This is a genomic window from Shinella granuli (genome assembly GCF_004341885.1).
Classification (GTDB): domain Bacteria; phylum Pseudomonadota; class Alphaproteobacteria; order Rhizobiales; family Rhizobiaceae; genus Shinella; species Shinella granuli.
The window spans coordinates 112,150-128,147 of sequence record NZ_SLVX01000007.1; the positions used below are offsets into that span (position 1 = coordinate 112,150).

Here is a 15,998-nt window from a genome sequence, read left to right on the forward strand (position 1 = left end):
GATCGCCGGCGTGGCCCGCGCCGGCAAGGGTAGTGTTATTTTCGGGAGACGCCACGCGATGAGAGACCTCTCCGCGGGTCCGCGCGTTCTTCTCAAGCGGCTGCGCGAATTGATGGCGGAGCCGCTCGAGCCGCAGGAGCGCCTTGACCAGATCGTGCGCCAGATCGCGCAGAACATGGTCGCGGAAGTGTGTTCCGTCTACGTGCTGCGCTCCGATGGCGTGCTCGAACTCTATGCGACCGAAGGTCTCAATCCCGGTGCCGTCCACCTCGCCCAGCTCAAGATGGGCCAGGGCCTTGTGGGCACCATCGCCGCCTCCGCGCGGCCGCTGAACCTCTCCGACGCCCAGTCGCATCCCGCCTTCACCTACCTGCCGGAAACGGGCGAGGAGATCTACCACTCCTTCCTCGGCGTTCCTATCTTGCGCACCGGCAGGGCGCTCGGCGTGCTTGTCGTGCAGAACAAGGCGAGCCGCACCTACCGCGAAGACGAGGTGGAGGCGCTCGAAACGACGGCGATGGTGATTGCGGAAATGGTGGCGACCGGGGAGCTGAAGAAGCTCACCAAGCCCGGCCTGGAGCTGGACCTGTCCCGTCCCGTCGCGATCGAGGGGTCGAGCTTCGGCGAGGGCATCGGCCTCGGCTATGTCGTGCTGCACGAGCCGCGCATCGTCGTCACCAACCTTCTGAACGAGGATTCCGAACACGAACTCGGCCGGCTTGCCGAAGCGCTCGGGTCGCTACGCATCTCGATCGACGACATGCTGTCGCGCCGTGAAGTGTCGATGGAGGGCGAGCACCGCGAGGTGCTGGAAACCTACCGCATGTTCGCGCATGACCGCGGCTGGGTGAGGAAGCTCGAAGAGGCGATCCGCAACGGCCTGACCGCGGAAGCGGCGGTCGAGCGCGTGCAGAGCGAGACCAAGGCGCGCATGATCCGCCTGACGGATCCCTATCTGCGCGAGCGCATGCACGATTTCGACGATCTCGCCAATCGCCTGCTGCGCCAGCTCACCGGCTATGGCGCGAAGCTTTCGGCCAGCAGCTTCCCGAACGATGCGATCGTCGTGGCGCGCGCCATGGGGGCGGCGGAGCTGCTCGATTATCCGCGGCAGAACGTGCGCGGTCTGGTGCTTGAGGAAGGTGCCGTCACCAGCCATGTGGTGATCGTCGCGCGGGCCATGGGCATTCCGGTGGTCGGCCAGGCGGCCGGCGCCGTGGCGCTGGCGGAAAACGGCGACCCGATCATTATCGACGGGGACGACGGCCGGGTGCATCTGCGGCCGCTGCCGGACCTCCAGCGCTCCTACGAGGAGAAGGTGCGCTTCCGCGCCCGCCGGCAGGAGCAGTACCGGGCGCTGCGCGCAGTCGAGCCTGTCACGAAGGATGGCCGCGCGATCAGCCTCCAGATGAATGCAGGCCTGCTCGTCGATCTGCCGCATCTCAACGAATCCGGCGCATCCGGCATCGGCCTCTTCCGCACCGAGCTCCAGTTCATGATCGCCTCGACCATGCCGAAGGCGGAGGAGCAGGAGGCGTTCTATCGCAACGTGCTGAAGCAAGCCGGCGGCCGCCCCGTCACCTTCCGCACGCTCGATATCGGCGGCGACAAGGTCGTGCCCTATTTCCGCGCGGCGGAGGAAGAGAACCCGGCGCTCGGCTGGCGGGCCATCCGCCTGTCGCTCGACCGGCCGGGCCTCCTGCGCACCCAGCTTCGCGCCATGCTGCGCGCCGCGGCGGGCGCCGATCTGCGGCTGATGCTGCCGATGGTGACCGAGGTTTCCGAACTGAAGGAGGTCCGCGACCTTCTCCAGAAGGAAATCCAGCGCCAGTCGAAGATCGGCGAGCAACTGCCCAAGAAGCTGCAGTTCGGCGCCATGCTGGAGGTGCCGGCGCTGCTCTGGCAGCTCGACGAGCTGATGGCCGAGGTCGATTTCGTCTCGGTCGGCTCGAACGACCTCTTCCAGTTCGCCATGGCTGTCGACCGCGGCAATGCCCGCGTCTCCGACCGCTTCGACACGCTCGGCCGGCCGTTCCTGCGCATCCTGCGCGATATCGTGCGCGCCGGCATACGCAACGACACGCCAGTGACGCTTTGCGGCGAGATGGCGAGCAAGCCGATCTCGGCCATGGCGCTGCTCGGCATCGGCTTCCGCTCGGTCTCAATGTCGCCGGCGGCGATCGGCCCGGTCAAGTCGATGCTGCTGTCGCTCGATGCGGGCAAGCTCGAAGCGGTGCTGATGCCGGCGCTCGACGACACCAGGCCGACGGCCTCGATCCGCCAGATCCTCACGGATTTCGCGGCCGAGAACGGCGTTCCGCTTTAAAGACCTGACTGGAGTTTGAACGGTGGCGAAGCTTCCCGTTGAAAAGATGCGCGAACTCGAACGCCGTTTCGGCGAGATCGAGGCGCGCATGTCGGCGGGACCGGATTCGGAGACCTATGTGCGTCTTGCCTCCGAATATTCCGAGCTTCAGCCCGTTGTGGCGAAGATCCGCGAATACCAGAAGGTCAGCGGCGAGATCGCCGATCTCGACGCGCTGCTTGCCGACAAGGCGACGGATCGCGAGATGCGCGATCTTGCGGAGATGGAACTGCCGGAGCTGAAGGAACGGCTGGAGGGCCTGGAAAAGGAGATGCAGATCCTGCTTCTCCCGAAGGATGCCGCCGACGAGAAGAGCGCGATCCTCGAGATCCGCGCCGGCACGGGCGGCTCGGAAGCCGCGCTCTTTGCCGGTGACCTTTTCCGCATGTACGAGCGTTATGCCGCCGCGCATGGCTGGAAAGTGGAGGTCCTGTCTTCCAGCGAGGGCGAGGCCGGTGGCTTCAAGGAAATCATCGCGACCATCACCGGGCGCGGCGTCTTCGCCAAGCTGAAGTTCGAATCGGGTGTGCACCGCGTCCAGCGTGTTCCGGAGACCGAGGCGAGCGGGCGCATCCATACCTCGGCGGCGACCGTCGCCGTGTTGCCGGAGGCGGAGGAAATCGACATCGAGATCCGTCCGGAGGATATCCGCGTCGACACGATGCGCTCCTCGGGCGCCGGCGGCCAGCACGTCAACACGACGGACTCGGCCGTGCGCATCACCCACCTGCCGACCGGCCTCGTCGTGACGAGTTCGGAAAAGTCGCAGCACCAGAACCGCGCCAAGGCCATGCAGGTGCTGCGCTCGCGGCTTTACGACATCGAGCGCCAGCGCGCGGAAAGCGAGCGCTCCGCCGACCGCAAGAGCCAGGTCGGCTCGGGTGACCGTTCCGAGCGCATCCGCACCTACAATTTCCCGCAGGGCCGTGTCACGGACCACCGCATCAACCTGACGCTCTACAAGCTCGACCGCATGATGGTCGGCGAGATCGATGAGGTGGTCGATGCCCTGGTCGCCGACTATCAGGCGGGCCTCCTCGCGCAGCTCGGCGAACAGGGCCGATGAACGGCGCGACGCTCGCCGAGGTGCTGGCCGCGGCGCGGCGCCGGCTTGCCGGGGCGGGCATCACAGACCCAGCCGGCGATGCGCGAACCCTGCTCATGGGTCTGCTGGACCTGACGCCGACATCCTTCATAACCGAGGGCAATCGCGTCCTGGGGGAGGGCGAGCGACAGGCCGTCGACGACGCGCTCGCCCGCCGTATCGCGCGCGAACCGGTCCACCGCATCCTTGGCCGCCGGGCCTTTTCCCGGCTCGACCTGGCGCTGTCGCCGCAAACGCTGGAACCGCGGCCGGACACCGAGGTCCTCGTCGATGCACTCGTGCCCCATGCAGAGCGGATCGTGCGTGCGACGGGCGGTTGCCGCATCCTCGATCTCGGCACCGGAACGGGTGCGATCTGCCTGGCCCTCCTTGATCTCGTGCCCGGGGCGACCGGGGTGGGGGTCGATCTTTCGGCCGGCGCCCTTGAAACGGCGCGGCGCAATGCCGATATCAACGGGGTCGCGGATCGCTTCGAGGCGGTCGAGAGCGACTGGTTTGCAGCCGTGACCGGGGTGTTCGACATCATCGTGTCAAATCCCCCCTATATCGTCCGCTCCGTGGTCGGAACGCTGGACGACGAGGTCCGGCTCCACGATCCGATACTGGCACTGGATGGCGGGGAAGATGGGCTCGATGCCTATCGCGCCATCGCTGCCGGAGCGGGCGATCATATCAGGGATAACGGCCTGGTGGCTTACGAAATCGGTTACGACCAGAAGGATCAGGTCACGGCGATCATGCGTGAAAAGGGTTTTCCGCGGATTGCGGCGATCAAGGATCTTGGCGGCAACGACCGTGTTCTTCTCTTTACAAGGGCGGTTGCCCTGTAATTTGCTGCGCAAGCACAGCAAATTCTGCGACCGCAAAGAAAAGGCTTGGAATCGGGAAGGAAGCGGGATAGGTTGCGGCCACGCACTGGGCAAGCGGTCATGGCACAGAGATTCGTTCCTGCATGACCCGATCGCGAGGATTGCTCTCTCGAAGAGTTGCTAGGGTTGAAGACTGCCTAGTGCGGGTACCTGTTAATTTGACGTCTTACGGCGACAGGACCACCGACCGGCGTGGTTTGCCCGCGGGTAAGGATGCTTGATCTGGCGTGGCCCGATCAGGCGTCAAGACACATGATCATCAAGACACGATACGTTAGGTGAGTGACATATGAGGCCAGGACAGCAAAACAAGCGCGGCCGCGGGCGTAACAACAACAATAATAACAACAATAACAACAACCAACACCGCAAGGGCGGAAATCCTCTGACACGGACCTACGACAGTTCCGGTCCGGACGTGAAGATCAGGGGCACGGCCCAGCATATCGCCGAGAAATATTCAGCGCTTGCCCGCGACGCCCAGAGCGCCGGCGATCGCGTCATGGCGGAAAACTATCTGCAGCATGCCGAGCACTACAACCGCATCATTGCCGCCGCCCAGGCGCAGATGCAGGACCGCTTCCCGCGGGACGAGCGCTCCGACAATGCCGAGCGGACCGATTATAACGACCGCGACGGTTTCGAGCGGGACTCCGACGAGATCGATTCGATGGCCGTCGACGAGCCCGCACCCGTTGCCGCTGCTGCGCCGACCCCGGTCGCTGCGGCTCCCGCCGCAGTCGAACAGCCCGTCATCGATGGCACCGGCCCGCAGCCGGTGATCGAAGGTACGCCGGCCGAGGTCTCGCTCGAGGACGAAGCTGCAGCTCCCGCCGCCGGCCGTGCTCCGGCGCGCCGCCGCAGCACGCCCCGCCCGCGCCGTCCGCGCCGCGGCGAGGCCGAGGCCGCCGGTGAGGGCGCACAGCCCGCCGGCGATGCCGCTCCGGCCCTCGAAGCCTCGGAATAACGGCATTTCGATACCCCAGAAGAACCCGGCCTCGTGCCGGGTTCTTGCGTTTCGCAAGGCGCCTGCGAAAAATCTCGAACGGCGGCCGGACGCTCCCTTTAATTCGGAAAAACCTCCACCATATTCGCTTCAGGCGGTTGATCGGTCGCAAGGCCGGACGATCGCAAGCATGACAGGCTCGCCTTGATGGGGGCCTTATCCTGAAACGTCGACCGGTGCCTCGAAGGGCCGGCCGAGTCCTGGAGGTGAATGATGAATATTGAAAAATACTCCGAACGCGTTCGCGGCTTCCTGCAATCCGCCCAGACGAAGGCGCTGGCCGACGGCAATCCGCAGTTCACGCCCGAACATGTCCTGAAGGTGCTGCTCGACGACGAGCAGGGCATGGCGACGTCGTTGATCGAGCGGGCCGGCGGCAATGCGCGTGACGCGCGGATCGCCAACGATGCCGCGCTTGCCAAGCAGCCGAAAGTTTCCGGCGGCAACGGGCAGGTCTATCTCTCCCAGCCGCTTGCAAAGGTTTTCTCCACCGCCGAAGAGACCGCCAAGAAGGCCGGCGACAGCTTTGTCACCGTCGAACGCCTGCTCCTGGCGCTCGCGATCGAAAAATCCGCGGCGACGTCCGATATCCTGGCGAAGGCTGGCGTGACGCCGGCCAAGCTCAACCAGGTCATTAACGACATCCGCAAGGGCCGCACCGCCGACACGGCGAGCGCGGAGCAGGGTTTCGATTCGCTGAAGAAGTTCGCCCGTGACCTGACGGCCGATGCGCGCGAAGGCCGGCTCGATCCGGTGATCGGCCGCGACGACGAGATCCGCCGCACGATCCAGGTCCTGTCGCGCCGCACGAAGAACAACCCGGTCCTCATCGGTGAACCCGGCGTCGGCAAGACGGCGATCGCCGAAGGCCTTGCGCTGCGCATCGTCAACGGCGACGTGCCAGAGAGCCTGAAGGAAAAGAAGCTGATGGCGCTCGACATGGGCGCGCTGATCGCCGGTGCGAAATATCGCGGTGAATTCGAGGAGCGCCTGAAGGCCGTGCTTGCCGAAGTGCAGGCGGAAGACGGCGAGATCATCCTGTTCATCGACGAGATGCACACGCTGGTCGGCGCCGGCAAGGCGGACGGGGCGATGGACGCCTCCAACCTGCTGAAGCCCGCGCTCGCCCGCGGCGAACTGCACTGCGTCGGCGCGACCACGCTTGATGAATACCGCAAGCATGTCGAGAAGGACGCGGCGCTCGCACGCCGGTTCCAGCCCGTAATGGTGGATGAGCCGACCGTCGAGGACACGATCTCGATCCTGCGCGGCCTCAAGGAGAAGTACGAGCAGCACCACAAGGTCCGGATTTCCGATTCGGCCCTGGTCGCCGCCGCCACGCTCTCCAACCGCTACATCACGGATCGCTTCCTGCCGGACAAGGCGATCGACCTGATGGACGAAGCCGCTTCGCGGCTGCGCATGCAGGTGGATTCCAAGCCCGAGGAACTGGACGAGCTCGACCGCCGCATCATCCAGCTCAAGATCGAGCGCGAGGCCCTGAAGAAGGAGACCGACCGCTCGTCGCAGGATCGCCTCGAAAAGCTGGAGATCGACCTCGCCGCGCTGGAAGAGGAAGCCTCTGCGCTCACCGCGCGCTGGCAGGCGGAAAAGTCGAAGCTCGGCCGCGCCGCCGACCTGAAGCGCCAGCTCGACGAGCTGCGCAACGAACTTGCCATTTCCCAGCGCAAGGGTGAATTCCAGCGCGCCGGCGAGCTTGCCTACGGCATCATTCCGAAGCTCGAAAAGGAACTGGAAGAGGCCGAAGGCCGCGATGTCGGCGATGTCGATCCGATGGTGCAGGAGGTCGTGACCCCCGACAACATCGCCCATGTGGTCTCCCGCTGGACGGGCATTCCCGTGGACAAGATGCTGGAAGGCGAACGCGACAAGCTCTTGCGCATGGAAGACGAACTCGGCAAGTGGGTCGTCGGCCAGGGCGACGCCGTCCAGGCGGTTTCCCGCGCCGTCCGCCGTGCACGCGCCGGCCTGCAGGATCCGAACCGGCCGATCGGCTCGTTCATCTTCCTCGGGCCCACCGGCGTCGGCAAGACGGAGCTGACCAAGGCGCTCGCCCGCTTCCTCTTCGACGACGAGACGGCGATCCAGCGCATGGACATGTCGGAATACATGGAGAAGCACTCCGTGGCCCGGCTGATCGGCGCGCCTCCCGGCTATGTCGGCTATGAGGAAGGCGGTGCGCTGACCGAATCCGTCCGCCGCCGGCCCTACCAGGTCGTGCTGTTCGACGAGATCGAGAAGGCGCATCCGGATGTCTTCAACGTGCTCCTGCAGGTCCTCGACGACGGCCGCCTGACCGATGGCCAGGGCCGTACCGTGGACTTCCGCAACACGATGATCATCATGACCTCGAACCTCGGTGCCGAATATCTGACGGCACTCGGCGAGAACGAGGACAGCGACAGCGTCCGCGACCAGGTCATGGATGTCGTCAAGATGGCGTTCCGGCCGGAATTCCTGAACCGGATCGACGAGATCATCCTGTTCCATCGCCTCCGGCGGTCGGAAATGGGCGCGATCGTCGACATCCAGCTCACGCGCCTGCGCAAGCTGCTGGAGGATCGCAAGATCGTGCTCGACCTCGACGAGGACGCCGTGCACTGGCTGGCCGAGAAGGGCTACGACCCGGTCTATGGTGCGCGTCCCCTCAAGCGGGCGATCCAGAAGCATCTTCAGGATCCGCTGGCGGAGAAGATCCTTGCCGGGGATATCCCGGACGGCTCGACCGTCAAGGTGACCGCCGGTTCCGACCGGCTGCTCTTCTCGCCGCGCGCCGTCGCGGCAAGCAAGGCCGCCTGAGGCAGGCTCCGGTCCTGACCAGAACGAAGCGCGGGCTCTGCCCGCGCTTCTTGCGTTTCATGCCTTCCGCCGGCCATGCCTTGCCCTTCGGCCGCAAAATCTTTCCCTTTCTGAAGAACATGCGCTAAGGGCATCAGCCATGACCATGCCGGTATCGACAGACCCGAAATTCGTCGTCCTTCTCGGGGGCGCGCTCATCGTGACGCCGCGTCTTCGCGCGGACATGGCCGGCGCGCGCGTCGTCGCCGCGGATGGCGGCATGCGGCATGCGGAAAGCCTCGGTGCCGTGCCGGAACTCTGGGTGGGCGATTTCGATTCGACCCCGCCCGAGCTTGTCGCCGCCTGGCCGCAGGTCGAGCGACAGCTCTATCCCGCTGCCAAGAACGAGACCGACGGGGCGCTTGCCGTCTCGGTCGCGGCCGAGCGCGGGGCACGCGCCATCCTGCTCGCCGGCGCGCTCGGCGGCGAGCGCAGCGACCATGCGCTGATGCATCTCCTCCATGCCGTCTCGCTGGAGGAGATGGGGTTCGCTGTGAAGCTCACCTCCGGGGAGGAGGAGGCCTGGCCCCTGCTGCCGGGCCGTCGCGACATCGACCTGCCGAAAGGCAGCCTCTTCTCCATTCTCGGCCTTGCGCCCCTTTCGGGCCTCACCATCGACAATGCGCGCTATCCGCTGAAGGACTTTTCGCTGCCCTTCGGCTCCTCGCGCACCATCTCCAACGTGGCGGAAGGCCCCATCCGCCTTTCGCTCGCCGCCGGCCGCGCCATCCTCATCGCCCGGCCCTACGATCTTTCAGGAGCCTGACCCTTGGCACCGCCCATTCTCAAACTCGACGACATCTTCCTCAGCTTCGGTGGCACGCCGCTGCTGGCCGGCGCCAGCCTGCAGGTGGAGCCGGGCGACCGCATCTCACTCGTCGGCCGCAACGGCTCGGGCAAGTCGACGCTGATGAAGATCGCCGCTGGCCTTGCCGAGGCGCAGTCCGGCGAGGTGTTCCGCCATCCTTCCGCGACCATCCGCTACCTGCACCAGGCCCCGGATTTCGACGGCTACGACACGGTCGCGTCCTATGCGGAGGCGGGCCTCGGGCCGAGCGACGATCCCTATCGCGTCACCTATCTGCTCGAACATCTCGGGCTCACCGGCAGCGAGGATCCGAAATCGCTGTCGGGCGGCGAGGCGCGCCGGGCGGCGCTGGCCCGGGTGATGGCGCCGGAGCCGGACATCCTTCTCCTCGACGAGCCGACCAACCATCTCGATCTTCCGACCATCGAATGGCTGGAAGGCGAGCTGCAGTCCACCCGCTCGGCCCTCGTCGTCATCTCGCACGACCGCCGCTTCCTCGAAAAGGTGTCTAACGCCACCGTCTGGCTGGATCGCGGCCAGTCGCGGCGGCTCAACCGCGGCTTCGGCCATTTTGAGGCCTGGCGCGACGAGGTGCTGGAGGCCGAGGAGCTGGAGCAGCACAAGCTCGGCAAGGCGATCGAGCGCGAGGAGCACTGGCTGCGCTACGGCGTCACCGCAAGGCGCAAGCGCAACATGCGCCGCCTCGGCGCGCTGCACGACCTTCGCGCCCGCTATCGCGGCCACAAGGGGCCGCAGGGCAGCGTGCAGGCCAGCGCCTCCGATGCGCAGGAATCCGGCAAGCTGGTGATCGAGGCGGAGAAGATCACCAAGGCCTATGGCGAGCGCACCATCGTCGCGCCCTTCTCGATCCGCGTGCATCGCGGCGATTGCATCGGCCTCGTCGGCCCGAACGGCGCCGGAAAGACGACGCTGCTCAAGATGCTGACCGGGCAACTGGCGCCCGACAGCGGCATCGTCAAGCTCGGCACGAACCTGGAGATCGCCACGCTCGACCAGCGCCGCGAGGACCTCAACCTCGACGACACGCTCGCCCATTACCTCACGGACGGGCGCGGCGAGACGCTGCTCGTCAACGGCGAACAGCGGCACGTCACCGGCTACATGAAGGAGTTCCTGTTCCAGCCCGAGCAGGCCCGCACGCCGATCCGCAACCTCTCGGGTGGCGAGCGCGCCCGGCTGATGCTGGCGCGCATCCTGTCGCGGCCGACAAACCTCCTCATCCTCGACGAGCCGACCAACGACCTCGACATCGAGACGCTTGACCTCCTGCAGGAGATCGTCGCGGGCTTTGCCGGCACCGTGCTGCTCGTCAGCCACGACCGCGACTTCCTCGACCGCACCGTCACCTCGACCATCGCGCCCGCCGACCCGGAAAGCCCCGACGGTCGCTGGATCGAATATGCCGGCGGCTATTCCGACATGATGGCGCAGCGCCGCGGCGCGATCGAGGAGAAGCGCAAGGCGGAAAAGGCCGAGAAGGCGAAGGCGGCCGAGACATCCGCCGTGGCCTCGGCGGAGAACAGGGGCAAGGCGAAGCTCTCCTACAAGCAGAAATTCGCCCTGGAGAACCTGCCGAAGGAAATGGAGAAGGCGGAAAAGGAGATCGCCGCCCGCGAGGCGAAGATGGCCGATCCCGCCCTCTTCACCAAGGATCCCGCCACCTTCAACAGGCTGGCCGCGGAGATGGAAAAGCTGCGCCAATCCCTGACGGCGATGGAGGAGGAATGGCTGGAACTGGAAATGCTGCGCGAGGAGTTGGAAGGGTAGGGGACCTCGAAATCAGGGTCACCGGCGCCGTGTTCCATCCGGAACAGCGCCGTGTCCGGCAATATGGGACAGTCTGATCACTGGATGAGAGGAGCTCATCCTGTAACCCGGAAGAGATCAGGAGAGTCCCATGCGCAAGTTCGTCATTTCCGCCGTCGTCGCCGTCGTCGCCGCTGTTTCCTTCGCCGCCCCGTCGCAGGCCGGCTATTACGGTTACGGCCACAAGAGCTACGGCTGGAAGAGCTACGGCCACGGCCATCACGGCTACAAGAAGCACTACCGCGTCAAGCGCCACCATGACGGCTACTACGGCCATCGCTGGGGCGGCGGTTGGGGCGGCAAGGTCTATTACAAGAAGCGTTACTACAGCTACTACTGAGCTGCCGCCTTTTTTGTAGAAGCAAGGCCCGGATGCCCGTCGCATCCGGGCCTTGCCCGTTTCCGGCCATGGATTGATTCATCGCCTGACTAGCGCTATTTAAACGGCTCGTGGTGATTTGGCCGGCCGGCTTGCAGCCACGTTAAACAAGTCGCTAAAGGGCCGCGCGAGGAAAAACCTTCCGTGGACCGGTTGCGACACTGTTGCGGCCGGTTTTGTTTTTCGATCGAGTGAGACATGCCCATCAAGATTCCCGATACGCTTCCCGCCTTCGAAACCCTCGTCAACGAGGGCGTGCGGGTGATGACCGAGACGGTGGCGATCCGGCAGGATATCCGCCCCTTGCAGATCGGGCTGCTCAACCTCATGCCGAACAAGATCAAGACGGAAGTGCAGATGGCGCGCCTCGTCGGCGCCTCCCCGCTGCAGGTCGAGCTGTCGCTGGTGCGCGTCGGCGGACACCGGGCGAAGAATACGTCGGAAGAGCACCTGCTCGCCTTCTACGATACGTGGGAGGAGGTGCGGCACCGCAAGTTCGACGGTTTCATCATCACCGGCGCGCCTGTCGAGACGCTCGACTACGAGGACGTCACCTATTGGGACGAGATGAAGCAGATTCTCGACTGGACCACGACCAACGTCCATTCGACGCTGAATGTCTGCTGGGGCGCGATGGCGGCGATCTATCATTTCCACGGCGTGCCGAAGCACACGCTGGAGGAAAAGGCCTTCGGCGTCTACCGCCATCACAACCGCAAGCCTTCGTCGGTCTATCTCAACGGTTTCTCCGACAATTTCGAGGTGCCGGTCTCGCGCTGGACGGAAATCCGCATCGAGGACATCCGGGCGGTGCCGGAACTCGACATCCTGCTCGATTCCGACGAGACCGGCGTCTGCCTCGTGCGGGAGCAGGCCGGAAACCGCCTCTATATCTTCAACCATGTGGAATATGATTCCACCTCGCTCGCCGACGAATATTTCCGCGATGTCTCGGCCGGCGTGCCGATCAAGCTGCCGAAGAACTATTTCCCGCACAACGATCCGTCACTGCCGCCGCAGAACCGCTGGCGCGGCCATGCGCATTTGCTCTTCGGCAACTGGATCAACGAGATCTACCAGACCACACCCTACGATCTGGAAAAGATCGGAACCGGAGCCTGACCCATGAGCCGTGTCGTCATTCGCCCGCTGCATGAAGATGATGAAGGCGAATGGCGACGCCTGTGGACCGCCTATCTCGCCTTCTACGAGACGGTGCTGCCGGAAGAGATCTATGTCACCACCTTCGCCCGGCTGACGGGCGAGGCATCGGAGGGCGAGTATCGGGGCCTCTTCGCCACGCTCGACGGCAAGCCCGTCGGCCTTGCGCACTACCTCTTCCATCGCTCCTGCTGGACGATCGGCAATGTCTGCTACCTGCAGGATCTCTTTGCTGATCCCGACGTGCGCGGCTCCGGCATCGGCCGGGCGTTGATCGAAGGCGTCTATGCCAAGGCAAAAGAGGCGGGCTCGCCCGAGGTTTACTGGATGACGCAGGCGTTCAACACGACGGCGCGCCAGCTCTATGACCGCATCGCCGACAAGACGCCCTTCATCATCTACCAGAAATCCTTCTGAACAGGGTCGTCGAAAAGTATGACTTTTCTGTTGCGGATGAAGGGGAATTGCAGCAGGTTGCCGCGCCGGACCGGCGACCAGCGGAGGAGAGGCGAGCGTGGGCAGCGGAAATGAAATCTTCGGGCGCCTGGAGAATGGCGAAACGGTCGAGCGGATCCGCCTTGCCGGCGGCGGGCTGACGGCGCATGTCCTCACCTGGGGGGCGGTCATCCAGGACCTGCGGCTTGACGGGCACGATGCGCCGCTGGTGCTCGGCTTCGAGGACCTTGCCGGCTATCTCCATCACTCGCCCTATTTCGGCGCGACGCCCGGGCGCTGCGCCAACCGCATCAAGGACGGGCGTTTCTCGATCGACGGCGCGGATTTCCAGCTCGAATGCAACGAGGGTGGGGTCACCCATCTGCATGGCGGCAGAGACGGCATCGGTCGGCAGAACTGGCGCATCGCCGCACAAGACACCGACGTCGTCACCCTGTCGCTGATCGACCCCGCTGGCCGCGCCGGCTATCCCGGCAATTGTGCCATCACCTGCACCTACAGGCTTTCCGGCGAGGGCGTGCTCTCCGTCGTCTATGAGGCCACGACGGATGCGCCGACTCCCGTCAACCTTTGCCAGCACAGCTATTTCAGCCTCGATGGCAGCCCCGACGCGCTCGGCCACGAGATTCGTGTCGCGGCGGAACATTACCTGCCCGTCGATGAAAGACTGATTCCGACCGGCGAGATCCGCCCCGTCGCCGGCACGCCCTTCGATCTGCGGCAATGGACGCCGCTGCGCCGGCAGACGGAGGCGGGCGGGATCGCCTTCGACCACAATTTCTGCCTCTCGCCGCGGCGGCAAGCGAAACGGCCGGTGGCCGAGGTCCGTAGCCCGCAGTCCGGCGTCTCGCTGGAGGTGGCGACCACCGAGCCCGGCGTGCAGCTCTATACCGGCGCCAAGGTCGCCCCGGCCGTTCCGGGGCTGGAAGGCCGCCGTTATGGGGCTTTTGCCGGTTTCTGCCTCGAAACGCAGGTCTGGCCGGACGCCGTCAACCACGGCCATTTTCCGAATGCCGTTCTCCGGCCCGGCGAAGTTTTGCGGCAGGAAACGGATTACGTCTTCCGCAAGGGGTGAAATCCCGCATTGCGGTGCCGGACGGCAACAAAATCGAAACCTTTGTGCCGGAAAAACCAACCCCATGGACCTGGGATGCTGCCAGGTTGTGTGGGATTGAACGTGCCAGGATGGCGGCGCTCGCCCTCAGGGGCGTTGTCCATGAAAATCTCGGATCTCTCCATTTCCCGCAAGGTCGGCCTTCTCATGCTCATGATGGGTCTTGCGGCCGGTACGATCGCCGTCGTCGGCGGTGGCGGTTTGCGCTCGCTCGGTTCGGCGCTGCAGGATACCGGTGCGCGTGAAGAAGTGGCGCGGGAGGCCATGGACCTGCGCATCGACGTCATCGCCATCAGCCGCATGACCTATCAACTGGCGCTTGCACCGGAAAAGGCGGCCGACTTTGCCGCGGAGACGGAAACGCGCGCCAAGGAAATGCTGGATCGCCTGCCGAAGATCGCCTCGACGGCCGATGCCGAGGAGAACAAGCTGCTCGATGGCGTGCGCGCATCGCTGGCACCCTATTTCGAGGACATCCGGGCCATGGTCACCGTCGCCGGCTCGCCGCAGGGCCAGGATCGCGCCGCCATGCTCGCCGCGCTCGACAAGGCGCTGGAAGGCCAGAAGGCGGTCACCGCCGCGCTCAAGCTCTATACGACCTATTCGGCCGAAACGCTCTCGCAATCGCGCGCCGAAGCCCTCTCGCGCTCGACGACGACGCAGGCCGTGCTGCTGGCAACCGCCTTCATCTGTATCGTCGCGGGCATGCTGCTCAGCACGCTGCTTGCGCGCACCGGCATCGTTCGTCCGATCCAGCTTCTGACCGGCGTGATGTCCAACCTCGCCGCCGGCAAGCTCGACGATGCCATTCCCTGCACCGAGCGCAAGGACGAGATCGGCGCCATGGCGCGCACGCTCGACGTCTTCCGCGCCAACGAGATGCAGATGCGCGAGATGGAGGCGCAGGAAGCGGCCCTCCAGGCGCAGAGCAAGGACCTGCAGGCGAACATCAGCTCGATCGTGGCTGCCGCCGCCGCCGGGGATTTCTCCCGCCGCATCACCAAGGCCTACGAGGACGAGGACCTCCGCCGCTTCGCCACCGGCGTCAACGCGCTGGTCGAGAATGTCGACCGGGGCGTCAGCGAAGTGCGCCGCGTGATCGCCTCGCTCTCCCATGCCGACCTGACGCAGGAAATGGCCGGTCATTTCCAGGGCGATTTCGCCGAGCTCCAGGAAAACGTCAACGGCGCGATGCTGACGCTGCGCAGCACGATGACCGGCATCCTTTCGACCGCCGGCACCATCACCGGCAATTCGCGTGAGCTTTCCGCCGCCGCCGACCAGCTCGCCCACCGCACGGAGCAGCAGGCCGCCTCGCTGGAGGAAACCGCCGCCGCGCTCGAGGAAATCACCACCACGGTGAAGACCTCGACGAGCCGCGCGCTGGAGGCCTCCGAGATCGTGCGCGAGGCGAAGGACAGCGCCGAGAAATCCGGCGATATCGTCCAGAACGCCATCGACGCCATGGGCCGCATCGAGCAGTCCTCGCAGAAGATCAACCAGATCATCTCCGTCATCGACGAGATCGCCTTCCAGACGAACCTCCTGGCGCTGAATGCCGGCGTCGAGGCCGCCCGCGCGGGCGAGGCCGGCCGCGGCTTTGCGGTCGTCGCCCAGGAGGTGCGCGAGCTCGCCCAGCGCTCGGCCAATGCCGCCAAGGAGATCAAGGCACTGATCAACGCCTCGGCGGGCGAGGTGAAGGGCGGGGTGGCGCTGGTGCTGTCGACCGGCGACGTGCTTTCGGAGATCAAGGACCTCGTCAACCGTGTCAACGACCATGTCGTCTCGATCACCCGCGCGGCGCAGGAGCAGTCCGCGGCGCTCGGCGAGATCAACACGGCCGTCAACCAGATGGACCAGATGACCCAGCAGAACGCCGCCATGGTGGAGGAGACGACCGCCGCCAGCCAGGTGCTCGCCAGCGAGGCCGCCCAGCTCCAGGCCGCGCTCTCGCAGTTCCATATCGGCGAGGAGCGCGGCAACGCCGCCTACCAGCGCCGGGCGGCGTAAGCCGCATTCCGCACCACATGCCGAAGGGCCAGCGACCGG

Annotated in this window: 12 protein-coding genes and 1 riboswitch; all 12 genes read left to right on the forward strand. The window is 65.4% G+C overall.

Annotated elements, in window-relative coordinates; translation table 11 throughout:
- Positions 1–58 precede the first annotated feature (58 nt).
- The 12 genes from ptsP to EV665_RS13650 all read left to right on the forward strand — a co-directional run bounded on the left by ptsP (position 59) and on the right by EV665_RS13650 (position 15,959).
- Positions 59–2,326: a phosphoenolpyruvate--protein phosphotransferase gene (gene ptsP / locus EV665_RS13595; RefSeq protein ID WP_064331810.1), complete on the forward strand. Its 2,268-nt coding sequence runs from the start codon at positions 59–61 to the stop codon at positions 2,324–2,326.
- 22 nt (positions 2,327–2,348) lie between these two features.
- Positions 2,349–3,431 (forward strand): peptide chain release factor 1, encoded by a 1,083-nt coding sequence (prfA, locus tag EV665_RS13600; RefSeq protein ID WP_064331809.1) that lies wholly within the window; start codon positions 2,349–2,351, stop codon positions 3,429–3,431.
- Positions 3,428–4,300, forward strand: coding sequence for a peptide chain release factor N(5)-glutamine methyltransferase (gene prmC / locus EV665_RS13605; RefSeq protein WP_133034501.1), 873 nt, complete (start codon positions 3,428–3,430; stop codon positions 4,298–4,300). The genes prfA and prmC overlap by 4 nt, the downstream gene beginning before the upstream one ends.
- A gap of 328 nt (positions 4,301–4,628) precedes the next feature.
- Complete coding sequence (locus EV665_RS13610) at positions 4,629–5,306, forward strand: DUF4167 domain-containing protein (RefSeq protein ID WP_133034502.1); 678 nt, start codon at positions 4,629–4,631, stop codon at positions 5,304–5,306.
- Positions 5,307–5,558: 252 nt separating this feature from the next.
- The gene (gene clpB / locus EV665_RS13615) at positions 5,559–8,165 is read left to right on the forward strand and encodes an ATP-dependent chaperone ClpB (RefSeq protein ID WP_133034503.1); all 2,607 of its coding nucleotides are present in this window, start codon (positions 5,559–5,561) and stop codon (positions 8,163–8,165) included.
- Positions 8,166–8,310: 145 nt separating this feature from the next.
- Positions 8,311–8,970 (forward strand): thiamine diphosphokinase, encoded by a 660-nt coding sequence (locus EV665_RS13620; RefSeq protein WP_133034602.1) that lies wholly within the window; start codon positions 8,311–8,313, stop codon positions 8,968–8,970.
- A gap of 3 nt (positions 8,971–8,973) precedes the next feature.
- Positions 8,974–10,800, forward strand: a complete 1,827-nt coding sequence (locus tag EV665_RS13625) for an ABC-F family ATP-binding cassette domain-containing protein (RefSeq protein WP_133034504.1) — start codon at positions 8,974–8,976, stop codon at positions 10,798–10,800.
- A 130-nt stretch (positions 10,801–10,930) separates the two neighbouring features.
- Entirely contained in the window at positions 10,931–11,179 is a 249-nt protein-coding gene (locus tag EV665_RS13630; protein WP_064331804.1) for a hypothetical protein, read from the forward strand.
- Positions 11,180–11,279: 100 nt separating this feature from the next.
- Positions 11,280–11,357: riboswitch (SAM riboswitch) on the forward strand.
- A gap of 59 nt (positions 11,358–11,416) precedes the next feature.
- Positions 11,417–12,340 (forward strand): homoserine O-acetyltransferase MetA, encoded by a 924-nt coding sequence (metA, locus tag EV665_RS13635; RefSeq protein ID WP_064331803.1) that lies wholly within the window; start codon positions 11,417–11,419, stop codon positions 12,338–12,340.
- Positions 12,341–12,343: 3 nt separating this feature from the next.
- Positions 12,344–12,796, forward strand: coding sequence for a GNAT family N-acetyltransferase (locus EV665_RS13640; RefSeq protein WP_133034505.1), 453 nt, complete (start codon positions 12,344–12,346; stop codon positions 12,794–12,796).
- Between the two features lie 97 nt (positions 12,797–12,893).
- Entirely contained in the window at positions 12,894–13,910 is a 1,017-nt protein-coding gene (locus EV665_RS13645) for an aldose epimerase family protein (RefSeq protein WP_133034506.1), read from the forward strand.
- A 141-nt stretch (positions 13,911–14,051) separates the two neighbouring features.
- Positions 14,052–15,959 carry a methyl-accepting chemotaxis protein gene (locus EV665_RS13650; protein WP_133034507.1) on the forward strand — a complete coding sequence of 636 codons (1,908 nt, stop codon included), beginning with the start codon at positions 14,052–14,054 and terminating at the stop codon, positions 15,957–15,959.
- Positions 15,960–15,998: the final 39 nt, after the last annotated feature.

Excerpts from the sequence above, each read along its gene's own strand:
- ptsP (WP_064331810.1), top strand. The coding sequence starts at position 59 with ATGAGAGACCTCTCCGCGGGTCCGCGCGTTCTTCTCAAGCGGCTGCGC.
- prmC (WP_133034501.1), top strand. The coding sequence starts at position 3,428 with ATGAACGGCGCGACGCTCGCCGAGGTGCTGGCCGCGGCGCGGCGCCGG.
- EV665_RS13610 (WP_133034502.1), top strand. The coding sequence starts at position 4,629 with ATGAGGCCAGGACAGCAAAACAAGCGCGGCCGCGGGCGTAACAACAAC.
- clpB (WP_133034503.1), top strand. The coding sequence starts at position 5,559 with ATGAATATTGAAAAATACTCCGAACGCGTTCGCGGCTTCCTGCAATCC.
- EV665_RS13620 (WP_133034602.1), top strand. The coding sequence starts at position 8,311 with ATGCCGGTATCGACAGACCCGAAATTCGTCGTCCTTCTCGGGGGCGCG.
- EV665_RS13630 (WP_064331804.1), top strand. The coding sequence starts at position 10,931 with ATGCGCAAGTTCGTCATTTCCGCCGTCGTCGCCGTCGTCGCCGCTGTT.
- metA (WP_064331803.1), top strand. The coding sequence starts at position 11,417 with ATGCCCATCAAGATTCCCGATACGCTTCCCGCCTTCGAAACCCTCGTC.
- EV665_RS13640 (WP_133034505.1), top strand. The coding sequence starts at position 12,344 with ATGAGCCGTGTCGTCATTCGCCCGCTGCATGAAGATGATGAAGGCGAA.
- EV665_RS13650 (WP_133034507.1), top strand. The coding sequence starts at position 14,052 with ATGAAAATCTCGGATCTCTCCATTTCCCGCAAGGTCGGCCTTCTCATG.